This is a genomic window from Shinella sp. CPCC 101442 (assembly GCF_024704725.1).
Taxonomy (GTDB): Bacteria; Pseudomonadota; Alphaproteobacteria; order Rhizobiales; family Rhizobiaceae; genus Shinella.
In genome coordinates, this window is the sequence record NZ_JALIQS010000003.1 from 434,657 (window position 1) to 458,504 (window position 23,848).

Here is a 23,848-nt window from a genome sequence, read left to right on the forward strand (position 1 = left end):
GTTGTCGCGGCTGGATGCTTGCCCGATGACGGCGGCGGCGCTTGAAACCACCGCCGAAACACCCTCCCCCTCCCGGCGCCGGGCCTGGATGCGGAGCGACGAGGCCCGCGGCCTCGCCATGATCTCGCCGACCTTCCTTTACGCGCTGGCGCTGCTCTTTCTCCCTGTTCTCATCGTCATCGCCTACAGTTTCTGGACCCAGAACTATCTCGATATCGACCGCACCTTCACGCTGGAAAACTACCGGCAGGCGCTCACCGAACCGATCTACCGCGACCTCTTCATTCGCTCGCTCTGGATTTCGCTGACGGTCAGCGTCGTCACCGTGGTCTTTTCCTATCCGGTCGCCTGGTTCATTTCCTTCCACGGCGGCGTGCACAAGAACCTCTGGCTCTTCCTCATCACCGTGCCCTGCTGGACCAGCTACCTGCTGCGCGTCCTGTCGTGGAAAGTCATCCTGGGCTATGGCGGCGTCATGAATACCGGCCTCATCTCGATGGGCCTCATCGACAAGCCGGTGACGTCGCTGCTCTACAATTCCAACGCCGTCGTCATCACGCTGGTTCACAGCTGGGCAGCCTTCGCCATCCTGCCGATCTACGTGTCGCTCCAAAAGGTCGACCGCACGCTGATCGAGGCGGCGCGCGATCTCGGCGACAGCAGGATCAAGGCCTTCTTCCGCATCACGCTGCCGCTCTCGCTGCCCGGCGTCATCTCCGCTTTCCTGATCGTGATGATCCCGACCGTCGGCGACTATGTGACGCCGCGCCTCGTCGGCGGCAAGGACGGCGTGATGATCGCCACCGCCATCCAGGCGCAATTCGGCAAGGCCGCGAACTGGCCGCTGGGTGCCGCCCTTTCGGTGACGACCATGGTGCTCGTCTCGCTCTCGGCCGCGGCCGTCGTGTTTGCGCTGAAGTTCACCATCAGGAGGATCAAATGAGTGTCCTCCTGCGGCGCCTGCGCGTCATTCCCGTCCTGCCGGTCTATGTGGCCGTCTATTTCCTCTTTCTCTACCTGCCGATCCTGCTGCTGCCGATCTTCTCCTTCAACAATGCGGCGACGACCACCTTCCCGCTCGCCGGTTTCACCACGAAATGGTACGCCTCGCTTGCCGGCAACTCCGTCATGCTGAACGCGGCCTGGAACAGCCTGATCGTCGGCATTTCCGTCTCGCTGCTCTCCACGGTCCTCGGCATCTGCGCCGCCCGCGCCATCACGCGCTACCGGTTTCGCGGCCAGCGCACGGCCGCCGGCCTCATCATGGCGCCGCTCTTCCTGCCGGAGATCATCGTCGCCGTCTCGCTTTTGATGATCGTGCTGGCAATGGGCGTGGAGCTGTCGCTCGTCACCGTCATCCTCGGCCAGACCGTGTTCTGCGTGCCCTATGCCATGTCGGTGCTCGTCTCCGGCTTCGAGGGCTTCGATCGCAGCCTGGAGGAAGCGTCCTACGATCTGGGCGAAACGGCCATCGGCACCTTCCGGCGCGTGACGCTGCCGGTGGTGGCCCCGGCCATCGTTTCCAGCCTGCTCGTCACCTTCACCATCTCGCTCGACGAGTTCATCCTCGCCTTCTTCCTCTCCGGCACCGAGCCGACGCTGCCGGTCTATATCTGGGGCCAGTTGCGCTTCGCGGCAAAGCTGCCGGGCGTGCTGGCACTCGGCACGATCATGCTCGTCGCCTCCATCCTCATGCTCACCCTTGCCGAAATCCTGCGCCGCCGTGCCGAACGCCGCACGCAACTGGCGCATGCCCTGCCCTAGGAGTCTCCATGACCGACCGAGCGATGATCCAGATCGAAAACGTGTCGAAGTTCTACGGCATCTACAAAGCGCTCGACGACGTCTCGCTTTCCATTGCCGAAGGTGAGTTCTTCTCGCTGCTCGGCCCCTCCGGCTGTGGCAAGACCACGCTTCTGCGTTCCATCGCCGGCTTCGAAAACCCGACGGCTGGCGAAATCTACATCGACGGCGTGCCGTCGCTGGCGCTGCCGCCGAACAGGCGGCCGACCAACATGGTCTTCCAGAGCTACGCGATCTTTCCGCATCTCGACGTCGCGGAAAACGTCGCCTACGGCCTGAAGCGGCTGAGGCTTTCCCCTGAGGAAGAAAGGAAGCGCGTCGGCGATGCGCTCGACATGGTGCGTCTTTCGGGCCTCGGCCAGCGCAAGGCGCATGAACTGTCGGGCGGCCAGCGCCAGCGCGTGGCGCTGGCCCGCGCGCTCGTCATGCGCCCGAAGGTGCTGCTGCTCGATGAACCCCTCTCCGCCCTCGACAAGAAGCTGCGCGAGGAAATGCAGGTGGAGTTGCGCACGCTGCAAAAGGCTGTCGGCATCACCTTTATCCTCGTGACGCACGACCAGTATGAAGCGCTCGCGCTTTCCGACCGCATCGCCGTCATGTTCGGGGGGCGCATCGCACAGATCGCCAGCCCCAAGGAAATCTACCAGCGCCCGCGCACGCGAAAAGTCGCCGACTTCCTTGGCGGCATGAATTTTCTGAAAGCCAGGGTGCTCGGCGAGCAGGGTAACGCCGTCTCCATCGACGCCGCCCGCTTCGGCGCCGTCAACCTCGAAAAACCGCAGGGCTTTGCCGCCAGCAACGGCCACGTCACCGTCGGCATCCGCCCCGAACGCCTGCGGCTGCTGTGGGATGAGGACCGCGCGCCGCATGAACTTGCCGGCCGCATCGAGAACCGCGCCTATTTCGGCGAGGTCACGCATCTGACCGTGGGCGTGGACGGACTGGAACACCCGCTCTCGATGGTGGAAACGAACAATTTCGGCGCTGATGACCTGCCGATCGGTGCGGAAATCCGCCTCGCCTACGATCCGGACGCCTTCGTGCTTCTGGCCGAAGATCCGCCGGTCACACGCGTCTGAAAGCAAAGCTCCCGGCAGACCGGGAGCTGAAGACCCCGCCCCAGCGGGGCGAGGCTCGGCAAAAGCGGTCGTCAGTAACCCGATTTGATCTTCTCGAATTCCGCGATCATCTTCTGCCGCAGTTCCGTCGGCATCGGCGCCTGGAAGAGCGTGTTGGCGACGAAGGCGTCGACATCCGCATAGCCCTTGTCCTTGAGGATCTTCGGATCGACGGCGGCCATGCCCTTGGCATTGGAATGCCCATAACCCCAGCTCTCGACCATATAGGCGGCCACATCGGGATCGGTGACGGCGTTCAGATAGTCATAGGCCATATCCGGGTTCGCTTCGGCACCCTTCAGGCGTACATAACCACAGACCCAGGTGGAAAGGCCTTCCTTGGTGTCCTTCTTGATGGCGATCGGCTGGCTTTCCGCCTGCAGCGTCGTCGCCGTCTCGTTCCATGCCCAGGCGAGATCGACCTCGCCGCTTGCCAGGGCCTGGCTCAGATCCGTGTTGTCGGTCCAGTAGAGCCGCACGTTCTTGTGCACCTCGCGCAGGAAGGCGGACGCTTCCTGGAACTGCGCATCCGTCATCGTCGTCCAGTCCTTGAGGCCGATGGCGAGGCTTGCGAGCGCGTAGGCATCGTCGACATTATCGCCGATCGACACGCGGTCCTTGAACTTGGGATCGGCAAAGGCCTTCAGCGAAGCGACCTCCTCGGGCTTCACCGTATCGGTGCGATAGGTCAGCACCGTATTGCCCCATTCGAAGGGAATGAACCAGGCCGTGCCGTCATCCGACGTCATCAGGTGTTTCATCGCCTTGAAGTTGGGCAGGATATCGTTCCACGAGGCGAGCTTGGCCGTGTCGAGCGGCTCCAGAAGCCCCGCCTCGCGCCACTTCACCACGCTCTGCGAGCAGGGATGCGCCACATCGGCCTTGAAACCCGAGCGCAATTTCTGGAATGCCTCCTCCTCGTCGCCGAAGAACGAAAAGTCCGGCTCCGCGCCGGCCTTTTCGGTGTATTTCGGATGGAAGGCAGGGTCCTCGTAGCCGGACCAGTCGAAAACGGTCAGCGTGTCGGCGGAGAAGGCAGGAAGGGCGGTTGTGAAGGCGAGGACGGCGGCGAGCGCCGCCGTCGTATAAAACCTGGCCGTGTTTGCAGTCTTCATGCCATGCTCCTTCCCCGTTTTCGGGTTCCCTATTGTGGTTTTGGTCCTTGCAATGTGAGGTGCCTCGGGAAGACCACGACGACGAAGGCGATGGCCGCTTCCAGCGCCTTCTCCCGCGTCGTGCCGTCACCCATCATCAGGCGCAGCCACAGGCCTTCCAGCATGGCGCAAAGCGACAGCGCCATCGGTTCCGGTTCGTAGTCGTAGCCACCTTCCGCCTTCAGGTCGGCGCAGAGTGCGATCACGGTTTCCTGGTATTTGACGTCGCGCGCGCCGCAGAGCGCCTGATAGGTCGGCCGGGACTTGGCCTCGCCCCAGAAGGCGCACCAGGCGGCGAGCTTGCGCTTCGTGCAGATCTTTCTGTCGAAATCCGCATGCACGATGGCCCATAAACGGCTGGCGACGCTGGGACCGGCCTTTTCCAGCGCGGAATTCCAGTGGTCGCCATACTCTTCCGACATGAATTGCAGCGTCGCGACGAGCAGGTTTTCCTTGCTCTCGAAATGGAAGTTGACGATCCCGCGGGAAAGACCGGCGCCATCGGCCACATCCGCCAGCGTCGTGTCGGAATACCCGCGTTTGGCGAGCGAATCGATCGTCGCTTCGATAAGCTGCTGTCGTCTCGTTTCCTTGGAGGCCTTGCGGCCCCGCTTCTCGCCGTCGCCCGAGCCCTGTTCAGCCCCGCCTGCCCGCATCTTCACCGTTACCTTGCCTTTGGGATTCTTCAGCACCACGGTCATGGGCGAATTCCCGCGGCCGGCTTGCTTGCGCGCAGATGAGTGGGACAATGCTCCCCGCTGTCAAGAACCTTCTGCATCGCGGTCCAGGTGCGGATGTTCTTCTCGACATAGGCTTCGCCGACCGCCGCCACGGCCTCGGCGTGGAGCGGACCTTTCAGCCGCATAAGCTCGCCGCGCGCCACATCGCGATACCAGCCGTTGCGGCTCTCCGCGACGCTGTCGACGAAACCCGCCGCGGCCATCGCGCGCAGATAGCGACGCGGGGAGGCCATGCCGAAACTGAGCCCCTCGGCGACGATATAGTCCTTCATATCGGCGCTCGGCTCACCGTCATGGCCAATCAGCCAGTCGGAAGCGGCAAAGACGCCGCCGGGCTTCAGCACACGGAAAAGCTCCGCGAAAAGCGCCTCCTTGTCCGGCACATGGATCATCGCATCCTTGGAGAAGACGGCATCGAACTCATCGTCTTCGAATGGCAGGCACCCCGGTGGGCTCGCGACGAACCGCGCAACCGACGAAAGCCCCTGCGCCGCCGCAGCCGCCCGCGCCCGCTCGATGACAGGCTGCTCGACGTCATAACCAACGATCTCCGCCGGACGATATGTCTTGGCAATATGCAGGGTGATGCCGCCGGCGCCGCAGCCGAAATCGAGAATACGTTTGCCCTTGAGATCGATACCCGCGAGCACACGATCGACTTCCGCCGGGCCGCCGGGCGAAAGATAGCCCTCGCCCCACATCACGCCGAGGAAGCGGATCGCCGCCTCGTCATATTCCGGTTCCGCCGCTGCGCCGTCCTCGCCTGCCGCCGTCATGGCTTCCCTGCTCTTGCGGCCTCGCGGCCGGTGCGCTTTCCCATGGATCGAAATTCTAGCGCATAATCAGGCGATTGCAAGATACTTGCTGAATGATCATTCAGAATATCTGGACAACATTTTGCTTTTGATGCAGCTTTTAGAAACAAGGGAGACATCAAAAATGCAAAAGTACGATGCCCTGATCGTCGGCGGCGGCCATAACGGGTTGGTGACCGCCTGTTATCTCCAGCGTTCCGGCCTCAATGTCCTCGTGGTGGAAAAGAACGGCTGGGTCGGTGGGGCCGCCACCAGTCGCGAGTTGACGCCCGGTTTCCTCTACTCCAACTGTTCCTATGTCTGCTCGCTGTTCCGGCCGGAGATCATGCGCGATCTGGAACTGCCCAAACACGGCCTTCAGGTCATCTCCTATGAGGGTGGCGCGGTCTTCACCCGCGATGGCGACTACCTCGCGTCCTACCGCGACCACGACAGCCACCGGCGCGAATTCGCCCGCTATTCCAAGCGCGATGCGGAAGCCTACGAGCGCTATGCCCGCGACGTGACGCGCCAGTGCCGCTTCATCCAGCCGCTGTTGATGCGCACCGCCCCCGACCCGTTCGGTTTTCGCCCGCGCGACATTTCGGAACTGCTCTATCTCGCCAAGAAGTTTGGTGAGTTCAGCCCGCATGAAATGGCCGAGACGCTGCGTTTCTGGACCATGTCGATCTCCGACTTTCTCGACGAATATTTCGAAACCGACGTCATCAAGGCCTATCTGGCGCTGTCGGGCATCATCGGCACGGCGCTGGGCCCCATGTCGCCTGGCACGGCCTATGTGCTCCTGCATCACTACATGGGTGAGGTGGACGGCTCGGTCGGCGCCTGGGGTTATGCGCGCGGCGGCATGGGCGCGGTGACGCAGGCGCTGTCGCGCTCCTTCCAGGCCTCCGGCGGCACGATCCGCACGGACGCCGAAGTCGCGAAGATTTTGACCCGCGGTGGTCGCACGACAGGTGTCGTTCTGGCCAATGGCGACGAGGTGCGCGCAAATCTCGTCGTCTCCAATGCCGACGTGAAACGCACCTTCCTGAAGCTGGTCGAGGAAACGGACCTGCCCGGCGATTTCGTCCACCGCGTCAAGCATTTCAAGATGCGCGGCTCCTCCGGCAAGGTGAACATCGCACTCGACAGCCTGCCGGAGTTTCCGGCGCTACCCGATGGCTCGAACTGCATTCGCGGCGACATGCATTTCACCGATTCGATCGAGCGCATGGAACGCGGTTATGACGACTGGAAGGCCGGGTGCTGGTCGGCCGATCCGTTCCTCGACATGATGATCCCGACCCTGCTCGATCCGACCATGACCTCGCCGGGAAAACACTTCATGAGCTGCTTCGTGCAATATTGCCCGCCGAAAGTGGAGGGCCGCGACTGGACGGATGCCGACCGGGACGCCTTCGCCGAAACCGTCATCAGCCAGATCGCCGATTACTCGCCCGGCTTCCGCGACCGCATCGTGCATATGGAAGTGCGCACGCCGCGCGAGATCGAGGCGGAAGTCGGTCTCACCGAGGGCAATATCTTCCAGGGCGAACTCACCTTCGACCAGCTTCTCTTCAACCGGCCGGTCCCCGGTTACGCGCAGTACCGCAGCCCGATCCACGGCCTCTATATGTGCGGCTCCTCCACCCATCCGGGCGGCGGGGTGATGGGCGCGCCCGGCCGCAACGCCGCCGCCGAAATCCTGCGCGATCTCAAGCGCGTCCCTGAACAGATGAGCAAAGCCCATGACGTCATTTGATGCCATCGTGATCGGCGCCGGACACAACGGCCTTGCCGCCGCAACCCGGCTTGCCAAGGGCGGCCGGCGCGTTCTGGTGCTGGAAGCGGCGAGCGAACCGGGCGGCGCGGCGCGCGGCCGTGAGTTTGCCCCCGGCTTCCGGTCCGCCGGCCTCGCCCATCTCGTCAACCGGTTGGATGCGGAAGTTGCCCGCGATATCGGGCTCGACCTCAAGGGCGAAGAAAAACTGCTGCCGACGACGGTGCTCGACGGTTCCGGCAAGGCCATCACCCTTCACGGCGCCTATGGCGAAAGCATCGACGGCGTCTCCGCCGATGAAGCTGTCGCCTTCGCTGCGATGCGCAAGAAACTGATCTTCCAGGCCGGCATCCTGAAACGCTTCCTGCGCCGCCCGCCGCCGCAGATCGGCGCGATCTCGCTTGGCGACATCTCGACCCTCGCCACCGCCGGCCTCAGCCTGATCCGCAGGGGTCGCAGCGAGAGCCGCGATTTCCTACGCATGCTGCTGATGAACGTCGCCGACGTCACCGACGAATATCTGACGGACGACCGCCTGAAAGGCCTGCTCGCCTTCGACGCCACACTGGGCATCCATCTCGGCCCCCGCTCGCCGACCTCCCTGCTCGGTCTCTATTATCGCCTGACCGGCGACGTCGCCGGGAGAACCGGTGGTCAGTTCATCCCATCAGGCGGCATGGCAAGCGTTGCGCCCGCCTTCGTGCGCGCCGCGGAAAAGGCCGGCGTCACCATTCGCTGCGCGACGCCCGTCGGCCGCATCCTCGCCGACCGCGGCCGGACCAGCGGCGTCGTTCTCGGCGACGGCACGGAGATCCTTGCCCCCATCGTCGTTTCGGCCGTCCATCCACAGACGACGTTCCTTCACCTCGTCGATCCCGCCGAAAGCGGCACCGGCTTCGTGCGTTCGGTGAAGAACGTGCGCAGCTACGGCAATGTCGCCAAGCTGGACCTCGCACTGGAGCGCGTCCCCGACTTCACCGGCCTGCCGGTGGAAGCCCGCAACGGACGCATCGTGCTGGTCCGCTCCAAGGAGCAGGTCGAGACGGCCTTCAACCCGGCGAAGTACGGCGAGTTCTCTACCGATCCGGTCATGGAGATCACGCTGCCGAGCCTTGCCGATCCATCATTGGCAGCGGCCGGCGGCTGCACGCTCTCGGCCCTCGTACAATTTGCTCCCTACCGCCTCAAGGCGGGATGGGAGCAAGGCAAGCCGGCCTTCCTGAAGATCGTGCTGGACGTGCTGGAACGCCACGCGCCCGGCATCGGCAAATCCATCCTCGCAGCCAATCTGATGACACCGGTTGATATCGAGGCGGAATACAATCTGCCGGGCGGTCACTGGCACCACGGCGAGCTGCAGGCCGACCAGCTGCTCGTCAACCGGCCGACGGGGGCCGCATCAGGCTACACCACGCCGATCGAAGGCCTCTATCTCGCCAGCGCGGGCGCGCATCCGGGCGGCGGCATTTCCGGCCTGCCGGGCTGGAACGCCGCGCGCCACATCCTTTCGGGAGCGACAGCATGAACGCCATGACCAAGTCCGCCGCCGACCTGCGCCGCGCCGCTCGCGACCATATCCGCCTGCCCCGCCTCGAAACGCCGTTCCACGACCGCCTGATGGCGATCAGCGAGGTCAACGACTGGTACAATTGGGCCGGCTACAAGGCACCGCATTCGCTCACCGACGGCGAGCTCGAATATTTCGCCATCCGCTCCACCGCCGCGCTCTTCGACATCTCGCCGATGGTGAAATACCACATCGCCGGCCCGGATGCGGAACGCTACCTCAACCGCCTGACGCTACGCGACGTGCGAAAACTCGGGCTCAACCGCGTGCACTACACCGCCTGGTGCGACGACCACGGCCATGTGCTCGACGACGGCACGTTGTTCCGCCTCGGCGAGCAGGAATTCCGCCTCTGCTGCCAGGAACGCCACCTACCCTGGCTCGTCGACAGTGCCTTCGGCTTCACCGTCGATATCCGCGAGGAGACGGAGGAAATCGCCGGCCTCGCGCTTCAAGGTCCGACCAGCTACGCCGTGCTGCGCGATGCCGGTTTCGTCGGCGCGGAAAAGCTGAAACCCTTCGACATCGCCACTTTCCCGCATGAGGGCGGAGAGGTGACGATCTCGCGCACCGGCTTCACCGGCGATCTCGGCTACGAGCTGTTCGTGCCGCGTGCCAAAGCGCTCTCCCTGTGGGATCGCCTGTGGGCTGCGGGCGAGACCCATGCCATCCGCGCCATCGGCTACGGCGCGCTCAACCAGACCCGCATCGAGGCCGGCTTCATCGTCGCCAATGCGGACTTCATGACCGCCGAAGCGGCGCTGCGCGCCGACCGCGTGCGCATGCCGGACGAAATCGGCCTGGAATGGCTCGTCGATCCGGACAAGCCGAACTTCAACGGTCGCCGCGCGATCCTCGATGCACGGCGGAATCAGACTCTCAAGCACATCCTGGTAGGCCTTGAAATCGAAGGGAATATTTCCGCCGAGCACGCCATCGTCTACCATCGGCAGAAGCATGAGGCAGGCCTCGTCACCGCCGCGATCTGGTCGCCGACGGCCAAGCGCAACATCGCCATCGCCAGCCTGGAACGGCCCTACGGTTCGAAATTCACGGGAAATCTCTGGGTGGAGATCTATGCTTTGCGCGAGCTGAAATACCAGAAGATGATGAAGCGCGCGAAAATCGTGCCCCGTCCCTTCGTCAAGCTCGCCCGCCGCACCGCAACGCCGCCCGGCCTCAAGTAGGATGGACGAGGAAACCCGACGCAACTGGGAGATCATTGCCCTTCCGCCCGGCGCCGAATGGTCCGGGCGCGCGCGGTATGCGGCGGCGATGTATTTCTGCCAGCGCGGCGAGATGGCGCCGGAAGTGCTGGAAATCTATCGCATCTGTTCGCGGCTCGATGCGGAGGATCCGGTGTCCGTGCTGCGGCGTTGGGAGGTCGGCGCAGCGTGGATCGAACGCCTGGAAGCCTTCCGCCGCGGATCAGGTTGATGGCGTGGGAGCCGAATACGTCGCAAACAGCCGGCGGAGAGCCTCCTTGCCTTCGCTGGCGATATCGAACCGGCGGCCGAACAGCAGCCATTCCGAGCACAGCCCCTTGATGACCCAGCGCAGCATGGAGGCCGCCGAACGCGGCGTCCAGGTGCCGCCGAGCTTGCCCTGCCCTTCGGCCTTTGCAAAAGCCGCTTCGAGCGCCTGCATGTGTTCGTCGTCGAGATCGTTCTGGCGTTCGGAGATGGCGGCGAACTCACCCGATGTATCGCAGCGCAAGAGGATCGACAGGATGCGCTGGCGGTGTTCGTCGGTGGCGAGCATTTCCAGCCACTCCCGCCCCACCCGTTCGAGCACGCCGAACACGTCGGCATTCTCGGCTTCCAGTTCGCGGGCAATCAGCTCTTCCTGCGGCATCGGAAGCGAGTTGTAGAGTTCCAGCACCAGATCCGCCCGGTTGGCGAAGTGCCAGTAGATGGCGCCGCGGGTAACCCCCGCGACGCGCGCCACATCCTCCATCGAGGCATGGGCGACACCCTTTTCGTAGAAGACCTTTTCTGCCGCCAGCAGGATCTGCTGGCGGGTTTCCTTGGCCTCCGCCTTGGTCCGGCGCATGGCTACCTACTCCGCCGGGCTTGTCGCCGCCGGAGCCGGCTCCTCCTTCTTTTTCCCGTAGCCGAACAGCTTCATCACGAAGACGAAGAAGACGGGCACGAAGAAGATGGCGAGCACGGTGGCGGTGATCATGCCGCCCATCACGCCCGTACCGATGGCGCGCTGGCTGCCCGAGCTTGCGCCCGTGGCGATCGCAAGCGGCAGAACGCCGAGCGTGAAGGCGAGCGAGGTCATCAGGATCGGGCGGAAGCGCAGGTGGCAGGCCTCGATGGTCGCGTCGATCAGCGACTTGCCGTCCTCCATGAGCTCCTTGGCGAACTCGATGATCAGGATCGCGTTTTTCGCCGACAGGCCGATGATCGCGATCAGACCCACCTTGAAGTACACGTCATTCGACATGTCGCGCATCGTCACCGCGAGGACAGAACCGATGACGCCGAGCGGCACGACGAGGATGACCGCGAACGGGATCGACCAGCTCTCATAGAGCGCTGCGAGGCACAGGAACACCAGGAGGATCGAGAGGCCGACCAGGATCGGCGCCTGCGAACCGGACTGGATTTCCTGCAACGACTGGCCCGTCCACTCGTAGCCGAAGCCCGGCGGAAGCTGGGCGGCGAGCCGCTGCATTTCCGCAATCGCGTCACCGGACGAGAAGCCCGGCTTCGTATCGCCGCTGAAGCGGACGGACGGGTAGCCGTTGTAGCCGACCGTCTGCGTCGGCGCCATCGTCCACTCCGCCGTGGCGAAGGCGGAGATCGGCACCATGCCGCCCGAGGCGTTCCTGACATTCAGGTTCAGGAGATCGGCCACCTGCATGCGTTCGTTCTGATCCGCCTGGACCGTCACGCGCTGCATGCGCCCGGCATTCGGGAAGTCGTTGACGTAGGTCGAACCGAGATTGGTCGAGATCGTCGTGTTGATGTCGGCGAAGGTCACACCGAAGGTGTTGGCCTTCTCGCGGTCGATCACGACATTGACCTGGGCCGCATCCGGCATGCCCTCGACGCGCACGCCCGCCACGACATTGCTCTGGGCGGCGAGGCCGAGAAGCTGGTCACGCGCGGCCGACAGCGCCTGCTGGCCGAGACCCGCACGGTCCTGGAGACGGAACGAGAAACCGCCCGTCGTGCCGAGACCCTGGATCGGCGGCGGCGACAGCGCAAAGCTGATCGCGTCCTTGATCTGGCTCATCGCCATGCTCGCACGGCCGGCAATCGACTGCGCGGCATCCTCCGGCCCGCGTTCGGACCAGTCCTTCAGCGTCACGAAGGCAAGGCCGGCATTCTGGCCCGCACCGAAGAACGAGAAGCCGTTGATGCCGACGATGGTATCGACGGCCTTTTCCTGGCCGAAGATCTTTTCGGTCTGGGCAAGCACCTCGTCTGTGCGGTGGCCGGTCGCTTCCGAGGGCAGCTGCATCATGACGATGACGAAACCCTGGTCCTCATCCGGCAGGAACGAGGACGGCAGCTTCATGAACATGTAGCCGAGGCCGACGAGGATCGCGAGATAGATCACCATCACGCGGCCGGTGCGGCGCACCAGCCAGCCGACGCTGCCGCTATAGGCGTGCGAGGTCCGGTCGAAGCCGCGGTTGAACCAGCCGAAGAAGCCGCGCTTGGTGTGGTGATGGCCCTTCGGCACCTGCTTCAGGAAGCTGCCGGCAAGCGCCGGGGTCAGCGACAGGGCGAGGAAAGCGGAGAACAGGATCGAGACGACCATCGTCAGCGAGAACTGCTGGTAGATGACGCCCACGGCGCCCGGGAAGAAGCCCATCGGGATGAACACCGAGGCGAGCACCAGCGTGATGCCGATGACGGCGCCGGTGATCTGCTTCATTGCCTTGCGGGTCGCCTCCTTCGGCGGCAGCCCCTCTTCCGACATGATGCGCTCGACGTTTTCGACGACGATGATAGCATCGTCGACGAGAATGCCGATGGCGAGCACCATGGCGAACATGGTGAGCACGTTGATCGAGAATCCCATGGCGAGCATGACGGCGCAGGTGCCGAGCAGCGCGACGGGCACGACGAGCGTCGGGATGATCGTGTAGCGGATGTTCTGCAGGAACAGGAACATCACGAGGAACACGAGGCCGACGGCTTCGAGCAGCGTATGCAGAACCTTCTCGATCGACACCTTCACGAAGGGCGACGTGTCATAGGGGATCGAGTATTCGAGGCCCGGCGGGAAGAACTTGGAAAGCTCGTCCATACGCGCCTTGATCGCGGCCGAGGTTTCCATAGCGTTGCCGCTCGGCGAAAGCTGGACGCCGATAGCGGCGGACGGCTGGCCGTTGAGGCGGGTCGAGAACGAATAGGTCTCGCCGCCCACTTCCACACGCGCAACGTCACGCAGGCGCACGGCAGAGCCATCCGCATTGGCGCGCAGCACGATGGCGCCGAATTCCTCCGGCGTCGTCAGCTGGCCACGGATGTTGACCGGGGCTGCGATCTGCTGGGTGATCGGGTTCGGCTGGGCGCCGATGGAACCGGCGGCGATCTGCGCGTTCTGCGCCTGAACGGCGGCGGTGATATCCGCTGCCGTCAGGTTAAGACCGAGCATCTTGGCCGGATCGAGCCAGACACGCATCGAGCGCTGGGTCGCAAAGAGCTGCGCGCGGCCGACGCCGGGCACGCGCTGGACTTCCGAGAGCACGTTTCGGTTCAGGTAGTCGCCGAGGCTGATGGCATCCATCGAGCCGTCCGTCGAGGTGAGCGAGACGATGAGCAGGAAGCCGGAGCCGGCCTCTTCCACCTGCACGCCCTGGCGGCGCACGGAATCGGGCAGGCGCGGTTCGACGCGGCTGATGCGGTTCTGCACGTCGACGGACGCCTGGCTCGGGTCTGTGCCCGGCGCGAAGGTGATGTTGATTTCGGCCGAACCCGAAGCACTCGAGGTCGATTCGAAGTACAGCATGCCCTCGACGCCGTTCAGCTCATCCTCGATGAGCTTGGTGACGCTCTGGTAGGTGTCCTGCGACGACGCGCCGGAATAGGTGGTCGAGACAGAAATCTGCGGCGGAGCCACATCCGGATACTGCGAGATCGGCAGCAGCGGGATGGAGATGGCGCCGGCGATCATGATGAAGATCGCGACGACCCAGGCGAAAATCGGCCTGTCGATAAAGAAACTGGGCATCGTTCCGGTCCTTACTTCGCCTGCTCGGTCTTGGCGGCATCGCCGCCTTCGGCCTTGCCGGCTTCACCTGCCTTGGCGTCGTCAGTCTTGGCTTCATCAGCCTTGGCGTCGCCGCCTTCGGCTGCCGGCTTGCCAGCATTCGCTACGGCATTCGGATCCCATTCGGAGGGCACGACTTCTGCGCCCGGCTGAACCTTCTGGAAGCCTTCGACGATGATCTTCTCGCCGTCCTTCAGGCCATCGGTGATGACCCAGCGCGTACCGGCCGCGCGACCGATGCGAACGGGGCGCGTGCCGGCCTTGTTGTCGGCGGAAATGACATAGACGAGAGCGCTGCCTGAAGCATCACGCTGCACGGCCTGCTGCGGCACCAGAACGGCGTTCTTCTCAATGCCCTGCTCGACCTGAACGCGCACATACATGCCCGGAAGGAGATCGCCATCGGGGTTCGGAAATTCGCCGCGCAGCGTCACCTGGCCGGTCGTCTCGTCGACTGCGGCTTCGGAGAACAGCAGCTTGCCCGGCTGCGGATAGGGCGAGCCATCGTCCAGCACGAGCTTGACTTCGGCCGAGTTGTTGTCGGCCATCAGAGCGCCATCCTCCAGCGACTTGCGCAGGCGGATGAGGTCGGTCGCCGACTGGGTGAAGTCGGCATAGACGGGGTCGAGCTGCTGGATCGTCGCGAGATTTTCCGTGCCGCTGGTCGAAACCAGCGCACCTTCGGTGATCAGCGCGCGGCCGATGCGGCCGCTGATCGGCGCCTTGACCTCGGTATATTCGAGATTGAGCTTGGCGGTCGCCAGACCGGCCTCGGCAATCGCGACATCTGCGTCAGCCTGGGCGAGCTTGGCGACGGCATCGTCATAATTCTGGGCGGACGAAACGTTCGACTTCTTCAGCTGCTCCTGGCGGATCGTGTCGTTCTTCGCCTGGGCCTGCACGGCCTTGGCGCGACGCAGCGTCGCCTCGGCACTATCGACCAGCAACTTGAACGGCGCCGGATCGATCCGGTAGAGCACGTCGCCTTCCTTGACCAGCGAGCCCTGCTCGAAGACGCGCTCGACGATGATGCCGGACGCACGCGGGCGCACTTCCGCGGTGCGGGTCGCAGCAATGCGGCCCGGCAGATCGTTGGTGATCGGCACGTCCTCGGCCTTCACGGTGACGACGGCCACCTGCGGCGGCGGAAAGGAGAAGCCCGCCTGCGGCGCCTGCTCATCGCTGCAGCCGGCGAGGATCAAAAGGGCGCCAAAGGTCGCAATCGAAATCGGTCTCGTGAAACGCATGGGTTCTTCCATAGGCGATGCCGGCAAGGGCGGCGGGTGCTGAAAACGAATAGATGCGGTGATCGAAGGACCACCGCATCGCAACATACAAACATCGCTGTATGTTAATTCCTGATGTTTGACAATCGTAGATCACGCACCGTAAGGCGGCAATCCACCCTGATCACGAACTCGTGATGAGGGACCTCATCGTATTGCCCTGCCGTTTGCATCGAAACGATGCGTCTGGCCGGCCGCCGAAGTGGCGAAGACCACGTCGTCAACGGCGTAGTGGTGCTCGCCGAACAGACGAACGGTGATGAGGCCCACTTTCTCCGATTCGAGATAGATGATCGTGTCCGCGCCGAGGTGCTCGACATGTACCACCTTGCCCTGCCATTCGCCATTGTCACGCGACAGGGACAGATGTTCGGGACGCACCCCTATCGTCTTGGCGTCCGTCACCCCAAGACGGCCTGCATCGATGAAATTCATGGCCGGCGAACCGATGAAGCCGGCGACGAACAGGTTGGCCGGCCGGTTGTAGAGTTCCATCGGCGAGCCGACCTGCTGGATGACACCGGCATCGAGCACCACGATCTTGTCCGCCAGCGTCATCGCCTCGACCTGGTCGTGCGTGACGTAGATCATGGTTGCCTTCAGCTCGCGGTGCAGCCTGGCGATCTCGAGGCGCGTGTTGACGCGCAAAGCCGCATCGAGATTGGAGAGCGGCTCGTCGAACAGGAACAGCTTCGGTTCACGCACGATGGCGCGACCGATGGCGACGCGCTGGCGCTGGCCGCCGGACAGCTCCGCCGGACGGCGGGCCAGGTATTTTTCAAGCGACAGCATGGCCGAGGCCTTGGAGACGCGCTTTTCGATCTCGTCCTTCGGCGTGCCGGCCTGCTTGAGACCAAGCCCCATATTGTCCTTGACGCTCAGGTGCGGGTAGAGCGCGTAGGACTGGAACACCATGGCAATGCCGCGCTTGGCCGGCGGCACGGTCACGACTTCGGCGCCATCGATGGTGATGGAGCCTGATGTCGCGTCCTCAAGGCCGGCGATGATGCGCAGCAGCGTGGACTTGCCGCAGCCGGAGGGGCCGACGAAGATGACGAACTCGCCGTCCTTCACGTCGAGATCGATGCCCTTGATCACGTCGACAGTACCGAAGGACTTGCGTACGGATTTAAGTTGAAGAGAGCCCATCCAATTTCCCCTTAAAGCTTGACCGTTTGACCGGTTCTGACACTTTCGTCGGCCGCAAGGCAGATCCTCAGCGACTGCACCGCATCGTCCATGTGCCGCGTAAGATCGATGTCTTCGCGAATGGCCTTCAGAACATAGGCCTGTTCACGGTCGCAGAGTTCCTGGTGGCCGGGTTCGCCGGCCATCTTCAGGTCCTCGTCCGGTGCCAGGAATTTGCCATCGGCGCCGGTGGCGGCGTTGTGAACGCGGATGACCGCGGTCTTGGTGTGCGTGTCGATATCGTCGGACTTGGCGTTCGGATCCATCACGATGGAGACCGAACCGTTCGGCGACATGACGTCCTTCACGAAGAACGCCGTTTCCGAGATCATCGGCCCCCAGGCCGCCTCGTACCAGCCGAGCGAACCATCGTCGAACAGCACCTGGAGATGACCGTAATTGTACATGTCCGGCGCAATCTCGTTAGACAGCCGCAGGCCCATGCCGCGCACCTCGACGGGCTTGGCATCGGTGATCTGGCACATGACGTCGACATAGTGCACGCCGCAATCGACGATCGGCGGCGTCGTGTTCATCAGCGCCTTGTGGGTCGCCCAGGTCGGCCCGCTCGACTGCTGGTTCAGGTTCATGCGGAACACGTAGGGACCGCCCAGCTTGCGCGCTTCCTCGATGAGGCGGATCCACGAGGGATGGTGGCGCAGGATATAGCCGACGACCAGCTTGCGGCCGTTCGCCTTGGCGCAGGCCACCACCCGTTCGGCGTCGGCGACCGTGGTCGCCAGCGGCTTTTCGAGGAAGACGTGCGAACCGGCTTCGAGCGCCGCGATCGCATAGTCGGCATGACTGTCCGAATAGGTGCTGATCGAGCAGAGTTCGGGCTTGAATTCGTGGAGAGCATCGAGGAACGACGGGTGGATCTCGTAGCCTTCCAGCCCGGCAGGAACCGGAACCTTCGAGCGATTGACGAGGCCGACGATCTCGAAGCCGGGATTTTCGTGATAGGCCAGCGCATGGCTTCTGCCCATGTTGCCGAGGCCGGCGGAAAGAACGCGAATGGGGGGCATGGCTGAACTCACTTGACTGCTCCGGAGGTGATGCCGCGGATCAACTGCCGCGAGAAGACGAGGTAGAGGACGAGGACGGGGAAGATCGCCAGCGATAGGGCTGCGAGCACCGCGTTCCAGTTGGTGACGAACTGGCCGATGAAGATCTGGGAGCCCAGCGTCACCGTCTTGGTCGCCTCGCTCGGCGCCAGGATCAGCGGGAACCACAGGTCGTTCCAGATCGGGATCATCGTGAAGACCGCGACGGTCGCCATGGCCGGGCGCACCAGCGGCAGAACCAGGCGGAAGAAGATCGAGTATTCCGAGAGACCATCGATGCGCCCGGCATTCTTGAGATCGTCGGAGACGGTCCGCATGAATTCCGAGAGGATGAAGACGGCGAGCGGAATGCCCTGCGCGGTATAGACCAGAACCAGCGCCGTCAGCGTGTTGACGAGGCCCGTCGCCACCATGCCCTGAAGGATCGCCACCGTTCCGAGACGGATCGGGATCATGATGCCGATGGCGAGATAGAGACCCATCAGTGTGTTGCCGCGGAAGCGATATTCCGACAGCGCGAAGGCGGCCATCGCTCCGAACAGCAGCACCAGCGCGATGGACGCCACCGTGACGATGAAGCTGTTCTGGAAGTAGTTGGCGAAGTCGCCCTGCCCCAGCACCGTATAGTAGCCGACGAGATCGAAGGTCTTCGGGCTCGGCAGCTGCATCGGGTTGCGGAAGATCGCGTTACGATCCTTCATCGAGTTGATGATCGTCAGGAACACCGGGAAGACCGAGATGATCGCGTAGCTGATCAGCGCCAGGTGAACGAGCGACGTGCGGGTGAGAGACGTGCGTGCTTTAGACATACCCTGCCCTCCCGATCAGAACTGGTAGCGACGCATGCGCCGCTGGATGACGAAGAGATAAAGCGAGACGCCGGCGAGGATGATGAGGAACATGACCGTTGCGATCGTCGCGCCCATCGAGCGGTCGCCGAGCTGGAGCTGGAAACCGAAGAAGGTGCGGTAAAGCAGCGTGCCGAGAATGTCCGTCGAACCGTCAGGTCCGGCCAGCGCGCCCTGCACGGTATAGACCAGGTCGAAGGCGTTGAAGTTGCCGACGAAGGTCAGGATCGAGATGATGCCGATGGCAGGCAGGATCAGCGGCAGCTTGATCTTGAAGAACTGGCTCCAGCCGGTGATGCCGTCGCACTCGGCCGCCTCGATGACTTCTTCGGGAATATTGAGGAGGGCTGCATAGATCAGCATCATCGGGATGCCGACATACTGCCAGACCGAGATCAGCGAAACCGCGATGAGGGCCGAGTTCGGCCGGCCGAGCCAGGGCGCGAACAGCGATTTCAGACCGACGACATCCAGCAGGAAGGGCGACACGCCCCAGATCGGCGACAGGATCAGCTTCCAGATGAAACCGACGATCACGAAGGAAAGCAGCGTCGGCAGGAAGATCGCGGTGCGATAGAACGAGGCGAAGCGCAGCTTCGGCAGCGACAGCATGGCGGCAAGCGCCACACCCATCGGGTTCTGCACCAGCATGTGGATCGCGAAGAAGACGAAGTTGTTCTTCAGCGCGTTCCAGAAGTCATGCGCCCAGCGCTCATCGCCGAACAGAACCTTGAAATTGGCGAGGCCCACGAAGGTCGACTGGCCGTCCACGGTGTTGAACAGCGAAAGGCGCAACGTTTCGATGAGCGGCAGGATCATGACCGCCGAATAGACGATGAAAGCCGGCAGCAGGAAAACGACGATATGCCAGCGCGTCGGGCGCTTGATGATCGGTCCTGTTGCATCATGGGTAGAAGGTGTGTCGCTCATGGCCCTGCCTGCCCCTCCGTTTGTTGTCGTTAAATCCGCATACGCGAACGCCCTGCGCGGCAGCGTGAGCCGCACATGACAAGTTCAGCATACACATTAGTGACGGGGCCGCGCCCCGAATTTGCCCTTCGGCACCCTCTGTCCACCGGGACCGGGAGGGGTATGGCAGGCGCCTGATCGTTCGAGCCGCGCCGCCCAAGGTTCCTCCCCCCGAATTTTACGGGGAGAGGACCGGAGCGGGACGACGCCCGCTCCTCAAGCAGAGTTCAGCAGCCGGAAACCGGGCTTACTTGACCGGCTTGAACCAGCTGTCGAGGCCCTTCTGGAGCTTCTCGGCGGCCTGTTCAGGCGTTTCCGTGCCGTTGATGACGTTGGCCGATGCCGTCCAGGTCTCGTTTTCGAGGTTCGGCGTGCCGCGCGACAGAATCTGGTAGGTCGAGCGGATCGTCGGCTTGCACTTTTCACGCCAGGAAACGAATTCCTGCGCCAGCGGATCGGCCATCTTCACGGCCGTCGAGTTCAGGCTGAAGAAGCCCGGCAGCGAGTTGGCGTAGATGTCAGCGAATTCCGGCGAGGACACGAAGGACAGGAATTTCTTGGCAGCTTCCTGGTTTGCGCCCTTTGCGTTCAGACCAACGCCGATGTCGTTGTGGTCGGAGATGTAGCAGGTGTCGCCGGCATTCTTAACCGGAGGCGGGAAGGCGCCCATCTTGAACTGGGCCTGCGTGTTGAACAGGCCGATTTCCCACGAGCCGGCCGGGTAGATGGCAGCGCGGCCGAGCGTGAAGAGGTTCTGGCTGTCCGGATAGGTCTGGGCTTCGAAACCGTCGCCGAGATAATCCTTCCACTTGGCGAGAACGCGGTAGGGCTCGACCCAGGCGTCGTCGGTCAGCTTCTGTTCGCCCTTGATGAGGGCTGCGCGGCCTTCCTCACCCTTCCAGTAGGTCGGGCCGATATTCTGGTAGCCCATGGTGGCGGCTTCCCAGAGATCCTTCGTACCCATGGCCATCGGGATGTAGCTGCCTTCGGCCTTGATCTTTTCGAGGGCGGCGAAGAATTCGGCTTCCGTCGTCGGAACAGAGATGCCGAGCGTGTCGAAGGCATCCTTGTTGTAGATGAAGCCGTGGATGACCGAAGCCATCGGCACGCAGAACGCCGTTGCACCATCGTCCGTCGTCCAGGCGGACTTGGCGACCGGCGAGAAGTTCTCCATGCCCGGCAGATCGTTCAGGCTGGCCAGGTGGCCCTTCTTGAAGAGCTCCAGCGAAGCGTCGAACGGGCGGCAGGTGATGAGGTCACCGGCCGAACCGGCGTCCAGCTTGGCGTTCAGCGCAGCGTTGTATTCGGTCGGCGCGGTCGGTGCGAAGACGACCTTGATACCAGGGTTCTTGGCTTCGAAGGCCGGAATGATCTTTTCCTGCCAGATGGCGAGGTCGTCGTTGCGCCAGCTTTCGACGGTCAGCGTGACGTCGGCAGCCTGGGCAAACCCGGCCGTGCCGAGGATGCTGGTCGCAAGGAGCAGACCCTTGATTGCGTTGCGTGTCATTGCATTCTCCCCTTTTATGCGCCGTAGCGCGTTTTGAGACTTGATTATCCGAGAGCCTTGAGGGCGCGCCGGAGGCTTTGCCCCGACCGATCCAGCGCCGCCTTCGCGGCACCGGCATCCTGAACCCCCGCAGCCAGCAGCACGGCTTCCTTGACCGAGCCTTCGGAGCGCGTGAGAAGGCGTTCCGCCTCGTCCAGCCCGACACCGGAAATGTCGGAGACGATGCGGCAGGCACGCCCTTTCAATTTAATATTGTCAGCCTTGAGATTGACCATGTGGCCGTCATGCACATGGCCGAGCAGGATGCCGACCAGCGTGGAAAACATGTTGAAGGCGATTTTCTGCGCCGTGCCGGCCCCCATGCGCGTCGAGCCGGAAATGACCTCCGGCGGCGTCTGCAGGAGGATCGAGACATCGGCACCGTCGAACAGCGCGGCACCCGGATTGTTGGCCATCGCCACAACCTGCGCACCCTTCTCTTTCGCATAGGCCGCGATGGCCAGCGCGTAGGGCGTGCTGCCGCTCGCCGAGACGGCGATCACACAATCATTGGCGGCGATTTTCGCCGCTTCGGCATCGCCGACGGCGAGCGCGCGGTCATCCTCATAGCCGCCGGCAAGATCTTCCAGGCTTGCGGCGCCGCCGGCAAGCAGGATGACGATGCGGTCGCGGGAAATACCATAGGTACCGGGAAGTTCGAGGGCATCGGCCATGGCCATCAGGCCGGAGCTGCCGGCACCGACATAGACGAGGCGGCCGCCGGAAAGCAGCGCCTCAGCGGCAAGACGGGCGGCGGCGGCGATATCGGCAAGCGCGCCGTCGACAACGGCGGCCGCGGCCTTCTGGCCATCCGCGAGCACTTTCAACGCGTCGACAGGCTGACATTCGTCCAGCCCTCTCGCCTGATCGTGCCTGCCTTCTGTCCTGCCTGCAGCCATCGTTCGTTCTCCTCTGGCCCAAATTAATGCCAAAAAAATACCAATTGTCCATAGGAAATTAATTTTTGAGACCACTTTTTTGCAATCAAATATTTTTATCGTTCAAAATCAACAATTTGTTGAAAAGCTCATGTTCGATACCACCATACCCCTTGGTTAATGGTATTTTTTTGGTATCGTTGTGCTCGGAGGTGCCCATGACAGATTACATTCTCGGTATCGACGGTGGGGGGACGAGCTGCCGCGCGGCAGTCGCGAGGCCCGACGGCATCATTATGGGTCGCGGCAAGAGCGGGGCGGCCAATATCCTGACCGACCCCAACAATGCGATCATCTCCATTACGGAAGCGGCCAAGGCCGCCTATCGCGACGCGGGGCTCGACGAGGCCGGCGTCAACAACGCCTCCGCCTTTCTCGGCCTTGCCGGCACCAATGTCGGCGATCTCACCCGCTACGTGCATGATCGCCTGCCGTTCCGCCACACGGCCATCGACTCGGACGGCCTGATCGCCCTGCAGGGTGCTATCGGCGACGAGGACGGCGCGGTCGCGATCCTCGGCACCGGTTCAATCTATATGGGGCGCAAGGACGGTACGGTCCGCTATATCGGCGGCTGGGGCTTTACCGTCGGCGATCTGGGCGGCGGCGCGCGGCTCGGCCACGCCCTGCTCCAGGAAGCGTTGCTCGCGCACGACGGCGTGCATCCGCGTTCCCCGGTCACCGACGCCATCATAGAAGAGTTCAAACACGATCCACGCGGCATCGTCGAATTCGCCCGCCTTTCCAAGCCCGGTGATTTCGGGCGCTTCGCACCGCTGCTGTTCGATCATGCGCGGCAGGGCGATGCGCAGGCGATCGCCATCGTCAAGGCGGGTGCGGCTACGGTCAACGAATCCCTCGACGCCATCATGATGCTGGCCGGCGCGCCCCGCCTCTGCCTGCTCGGTGGACTGGCGCCGCTTTATCCGGATTGGCTTTCGGAAAAGCACCGCACGATCCTGGTCGAATCCCAGGCGGACGCACTGACCGGCGCTGTGGCATTGGCCGCAAAGGGCTACCGGGAACGCACGGGAGCTGCCGCATGAGCGCGCCCCTTGCCACGATCCTCACCCCGGAAAGCCTTCAATCCGGCGTGCCGGGCCCGCTTTATCTGAAACTGCGCCAGACGCTGGAAGAGGCGATCACCTCGGGCAAGCTGAACTACGGCGACGCCTTGCCCGCCGAGCGCGACCTGGCCGACCACGCCCATGTCAGCCGCGTCACCGTGCGCAAGGCCGTCGACGATCTCGTCAAGGACGGCCTGCTGATCCGCCGCCATGGTTCCGGCACCTTCGTGGCAAAACCGGTTTCCAAGGTGCAGCAGTCGCTGTCCCGCCTCACCTCGTTCACCGAGGACATGGCGCGGCGTGGCCTCACGACCCGTGCGGAATGGCTCGATCGCGGCCTGTTCCACCCCTCGCCGGACGAGATGATGATGCTCGGCCTGCCCGCCGATGCGCTGGTCGCCCGGCTCGGACGCCTGCGCGTGGCCGACGACATGCCGCTCGCCATCGAGCGCGCCTGCATCTCCTCAGAATTCCTGCCCGACCCCATGCAGGTCCAGGGTTCGCTCTACGCCGCCCTGGAAAAGCACGGTTGCCGGCCGGTGCGCGCCGTGCAGCGCATCTCCGCCTACAACATGAAGGATCCGGACGCCTCGGTGCTCGGCGTTCCCCCGGGCTCGGCCGGGCTTTCCATCGAGCGTGTTTCCTATCTTCGCACCGGCCGGGTGGTCGAATTCACCCGCTCCATCTATCGCGGCGACGCCTATGATTTCGTCGCCGAACTGACGCTGTCCGAGACGTGACCAACCGC

Annotated in this window: 21 protein-coding genes; 9 read left to right on the forward strand and 12 right to left on the reverse strand. The window is 63.5% G+C overall.

Annotated elements, in window-relative coordinates:
• Positions 1–25 precede the first annotated feature (25 nt).
• From MUO32_RS12710 to MUO32_RS12720, 3 genes are read left to right on the forward strand one after another with little or no spacing between them, the layout of a single operon-like run.
• Positions 26–943: an ABC transporter permease gene (locus MUO32_RS12710; RefSeq protein ID WP_257948666.1), complete on the forward strand. Its 918-nt coding sequence runs from the start codon at positions 26–28 to the stop codon at positions 941–943.
• Positions 940–1,764: an ABC transporter permease gene (locus MUO32_RS12715; RefSeq protein ID WP_257948667.1), complete on the forward strand. Its 825-nt coding sequence runs from the start codon at positions 940–942 to the stop codon at positions 1,762–1,764. The genes MUO32_RS12710 and MUO32_RS12715 overlap by 4 nt, the downstream gene beginning before the upstream one ends.
• A 23-nt stretch (positions 1,765–1,787) precedes the next feature.
• Positions 1,788–2,882 carry an ABC transporter ATP-binding protein gene (locus tag MUO32_RS12720; protein WP_257949217.1) on the forward strand — a complete coding sequence of 365 codons (1,095 nt, stop codon included), beginning with the start codon at positions 1,788–1,790 and terminating at the stop codon, positions 2,880–2,882.
• Positions 2,883–2,953: 71 nt separating this feature from the next.
• Here the strand turns inward: MUO32_RS12720 and MUO32_RS12725 are convergent, their stop codons facing one another.
• Genes MUO32_RS12725 through MUO32_RS12735 form a run of 3 tightly spaced genes read right to left on the reverse strand, consistent with a single transcriptional unit; the run spans position 2,954 to position 5,591 of the window.
• Positions 2,954–4,036 carry an ABC transporter substrate-binding protein gene (locus tag MUO32_RS12725; RefSeq protein ID WP_257948668.1) on the reverse strand — a complete coding sequence of 361 codons (1,083 nt, stop codon included), beginning with the start codon at positions 4,034–4,036 and terminating at the stop codon, positions 2,954–2,956.
• 29 nt (positions 4,037–4,065) lie between these two features.
• Positions 4,066–4,731 (reverse strand): TetR family transcriptional regulator C-terminal domain-containing protein, encoded by a 666-nt coding sequence (locus tag MUO32_RS12730; protein ID WP_257949218.1) that lies wholly within the window; start codon positions 4,729–4,731, stop codon positions 4,066–4,068.
• A 41-nt stretch (positions 4,732–4,772) separates the two neighbouring features.
• The gene (locus MUO32_RS12735) at positions 4,773–5,591 is read right to left on the reverse strand and encodes a class I SAM-dependent methyltransferase (RefSeq protein ID WP_257948670.1); all 819 of its coding nucleotides are present in this window, start codon (positions 5,589–5,591) and stop codon (positions 4,773–4,775) included.
• 163 nt (positions 5,592–5,754) lie between these two features.
• Between MUO32_RS12735 and MUO32_RS12740 the strand changes: the two genes are divergently transcribed.
• From MUO32_RS12740 to MUO32_RS12755, 4 genes are read left to right on the forward strand one after another with little or no spacing between them, the layout of a single operon-like run.
• Positions 5,755–7,374: an NAD(P)/FAD-dependent oxidoreductase gene (locus MUO32_RS12740; RefSeq protein ID WP_257948671.1), complete on the forward strand. Its 1,620-nt coding sequence runs from the start codon at positions 5,755–5,757 to the stop codon at positions 7,372–7,374.
• Positions 7,361–8,917, forward strand: a complete 1,557-nt coding sequence (locus tag MUO32_RS12745; RefSeq protein ID WP_257948672.1) for an NAD(P)/FAD-dependent oxidoreductase — start codon at positions 7,361–7,363, stop codon at positions 8,915–8,917. Before MUO32_RS12740 ends, MUO32_RS12745 begins: the two co-directional genes overlap by 14 nt.
• A complete protein-coding gene (locus tag MUO32_RS12750) occupies positions 8,914–10,146 on the forward strand; it encodes an aminomethyltransferase family protein (protein WP_257948673.1) in 1,233 nt (410 codons plus the stop codon). Before MUO32_RS12745 ends, MUO32_RS12750 begins: the two co-directional genes overlap by 4 nt.
• Position 10,147: 1 nt before the next feature.
• Positions 10,148–10,396 (forward strand): aminopeptidase, encoded by a 249-nt coding sequence (locus MUO32_RS12755; protein ID WP_257948674.1) that lies wholly within the window; start codon positions 10,148–10,150, stop codon positions 10,394–10,396.
• Here the strand turns inward: MUO32_RS12755 and MUO32_RS12760 are convergent.
• From MUO32_RS12760 to MUO32_RS12800, 9 genes are all read right to left on the reverse strand, one after another.
• A complete protein-coding gene (locus tag MUO32_RS12760; protein WP_257948675.1) occupies positions 10,388–11,011 on the reverse strand; it encodes a TetR family transcriptional regulator in 624 nt (207 codons plus the stop codon). The two genes, MUO32_RS12755 and MUO32_RS12760, sit on opposite strands and share 9 nt — an antisense overlap.
• Before the next feature lie 6 nt (positions 11,012–11,017).
• Positions 11,018–14,155 (reverse strand): efflux RND transporter permease subunit, encoded by a 3,138-nt coding sequence (locus MUO32_RS12765; RefSeq protein ID WP_257948676.1) that lies wholly within the window; start codon positions 14,153–14,155, stop codon positions 11,018–11,020.
• Positions 14,156–14,166: 11 nt separating this feature from the next.
• Complete coding sequence (locus MUO32_RS12770; protein ID WP_257948677.1) at positions 14,167–15,453, reverse strand: efflux RND transporter periplasmic adaptor subunit; 1,287 nt, start codon at positions 15,451–15,453, stop codon at positions 14,167–14,169.
• A 174-nt stretch (positions 15,454–15,627) separates the two neighbouring features.
• Positions 15,628–16,629 carry an ABC transporter ATP-binding protein gene (locus tag MUO32_RS12775; protein WP_257948678.1) on the reverse strand — a complete coding sequence of 334 codons (1,002 nt, stop codon included), beginning with the start codon at positions 16,627–16,629 and terminating at the stop codon, positions 15,628–15,630.
• Positions 16,630–16,640: 11 nt separating this feature from the next.
• Positions 16,641–17,705, reverse strand: coding sequence for a Gfo/Idh/MocA family protein (locus MUO32_RS12780; RefSeq protein WP_257948679.1), 1,065 nt, complete (start codon positions 17,703–17,705; stop codon positions 16,641–16,643).
• Entirely contained in the window at positions 17,702–18,541 is an 840-nt protein-coding gene (locus MUO32_RS12785) for a carbohydrate ABC transporter permease (RefSeq protein WP_257948680.1), read from the reverse strand. The genes MUO32_RS12780 and MUO32_RS12785 overlap by 4 nt, the downstream gene beginning before the upstream one ends.
• Before the next feature lie 15 nt (positions 18,542–18,556).
• The gene (locus tag MUO32_RS12790) at positions 18,557–19,510 is read right to left on the reverse strand and encodes a carbohydrate ABC transporter permease (protein ID WP_257948681.1); all 954 of its coding nucleotides are present in this window, start codon (positions 19,508–19,510) and stop codon (positions 18,557–18,559) included.
• A gap of 286 nt (positions 19,511–19,796) precedes the next feature.
• Positions 19,797–21,056, reverse strand: coding sequence for an ABC transporter substrate-binding protein (locus tag MUO32_RS12795; protein ID WP_257948682.1), 1,260 nt, complete (start codon positions 21,054–21,056; stop codon positions 19,797–19,799).
• 44 nt (positions 21,057–21,100) lie between these two features.
• Entirely contained in the window at positions 21,101–21,994 is an 894-nt protein-coding gene (locus MUO32_RS12800) for an N-acetylmuramic acid 6-phosphate etherase (RefSeq protein ID WP_257948683.1), read from the reverse strand.
• A 197-nt stretch (positions 21,995–22,191) separates the two neighbouring features.
• Here MUO32_RS12800 and MUO32_RS12805 point away from each other — a divergent pair, with 197 nt between their 5' ends.
• Together MUO32_RS12805 and MUO32_RS12810 are read left to right on the forward strand one after the other, a co-directional pair.
• Positions 22,192–23,079 (forward strand): N-acetylglucosamine kinase, encoded by an 888-nt coding sequence (locus MUO32_RS12805; RefSeq protein WP_257948684.1) that lies wholly within the window; start codon positions 22,192–22,194, stop codon positions 23,077–23,079.
• Entirely contained in the window at positions 23,076–23,840 is a 765-nt protein-coding gene (locus tag MUO32_RS12810) for a GntR family transcriptional regulator (RefSeq protein WP_257948685.1), read from the forward strand. Before MUO32_RS12805 ends, MUO32_RS12810 begins: the two co-directional genes overlap by 4 nt.
• The last annotated feature ends 8 nt before the right edge of the window (positions 23,841–23,848 follow it).

Bases quoted from the DNA above. Each gene is read 5' to 3' on its own strand.
- MUO32_RS12710 (WP_257948666.1), top strand. From the start codon at position 26: ATGACGGCGGCGGCGCTTGAAACCACCGCCGAAACACCCTCCCCCTCC.
- MUO32_RS12715 (WP_257948667.1), top strand. From the start codon at position 940: ATGAGTGTCCTCCTGCGGCGCCTGCGCGTCATTCCCGTCCTGCCGGTC.
- MUO32_RS12720 (WP_257949217.1), top strand. From the start codon at position 1,788: ATGATCCAGATCGAAAACGTGTCGAAGTTCTACGGCATCTACAAAGCG.
- MUO32_RS12725 (WP_257948668.1), bottom strand. From the start codon at position 4,036: ATGAAGACTGCAAACACGGCCAGGTTTTATACGACGGCGGCGCTCGCC.
- MUO32_RS12730 (WP_257949218.1), bottom strand. From the start codon at position 4,731: ATGCGGGCAGGCGGGGCTGAACAGGGCTCGGGCGACGGCGAGAAGCGG.
- MUO32_RS12735 (WP_257948670.1), bottom strand. From the start codon at position 5,591: ATGACGGCGGCAGGCGAGGACGGCGCAGCGGCGGAACCGGAATATGAC.
- MUO32_RS12740 (WP_257948671.1), top strand. From the start codon at position 5,755: ATGCAAAAGTACGATGCCCTGATCGTCGGCGGCGGCCATAACGGGTTG.
- MUO32_RS12745 (WP_257948672.1), top strand. From the start codon at position 7,361: ATGACGTCATTTGATGCCATCGTGATCGGCGCCGGACACAACGGCCTT.
- MUO32_RS12750 (WP_257948673.1), top strand. From the start codon at position 8,914: ATGAACGCCATGACCAAGTCCGCCGCCGACCTGCGCCGCGCCGCTCGC.
- MUO32_RS12755 (WP_257948674.1), top strand. From the start codon at position 10,148: ATGGACGAGGAAACCCGACGCAACTGGGAGATCATTGCCCTTCCGCCC.
- MUO32_RS12760 (WP_257948675.1), bottom strand. From the start codon at position 11,011: ATGCGCCGGACCAAGGCGGAGGCCAAGGAAACCCGCCAGCAGATCCTG.
- MUO32_RS12765 (WP_257948676.1), bottom strand. From the start codon at position 14,155: ATGCCCAGTTTCTTTATCGACAGGCCGATTTTCGCCTGGGTCGTCGCG.
- MUO32_RS12770 (WP_257948677.1), bottom strand. From the start codon at position 15,453: ATGGAAGAACCCATGCGTTTCACGAGACCGATTTCGATTGCGACCTTT.
- MUO32_RS12775 (WP_257948678.1), bottom strand. From the start codon at position 16,629: ATGGGCTCTCTTCAACTTAAATCCGTACGCAAGTCCTTCGGTACTGTC.
- MUO32_RS12785 (WP_257948680.1), bottom strand. From the start codon at position 18,541: ATGTCTAAAGCACGCACGTCTCTCACCCGCACGTCGCTCGTTCACCTG.
- MUO32_RS12790 (WP_257948681.1), bottom strand. From the start codon at position 19,510: ATGAGCGACACACCTTCTACCCATGATGCAACAGGACCGATCATCAAG.
- MUO32_RS12795 (WP_257948682.1), bottom strand. From the start codon at position 21,056: ATGACACGCAACGCAATCAAGGGTCTGCTCCTTGCGACCAGCATCCTC.
- MUO32_RS12800 (WP_257948683.1), bottom strand. From the start codon at position 21,994: ATGGCTGCAGGCAGGACAGAAGGCAGGCACGATCAGGCGAGAGGGCTG.
- MUO32_RS12805 (WP_257948684.1), top strand. From the start codon at position 22,192: ATGACAGATTACATTCTCGGTATCGACGGTGGGGGGACGAGCTGCCGC.
- MUO32_RS12810 (WP_257948685.1), top strand. From the start codon at position 23,076: ATGAGCGCGCCCCTTGCCACGATCCTCACCCCGGAAAGCCTTCAATCC.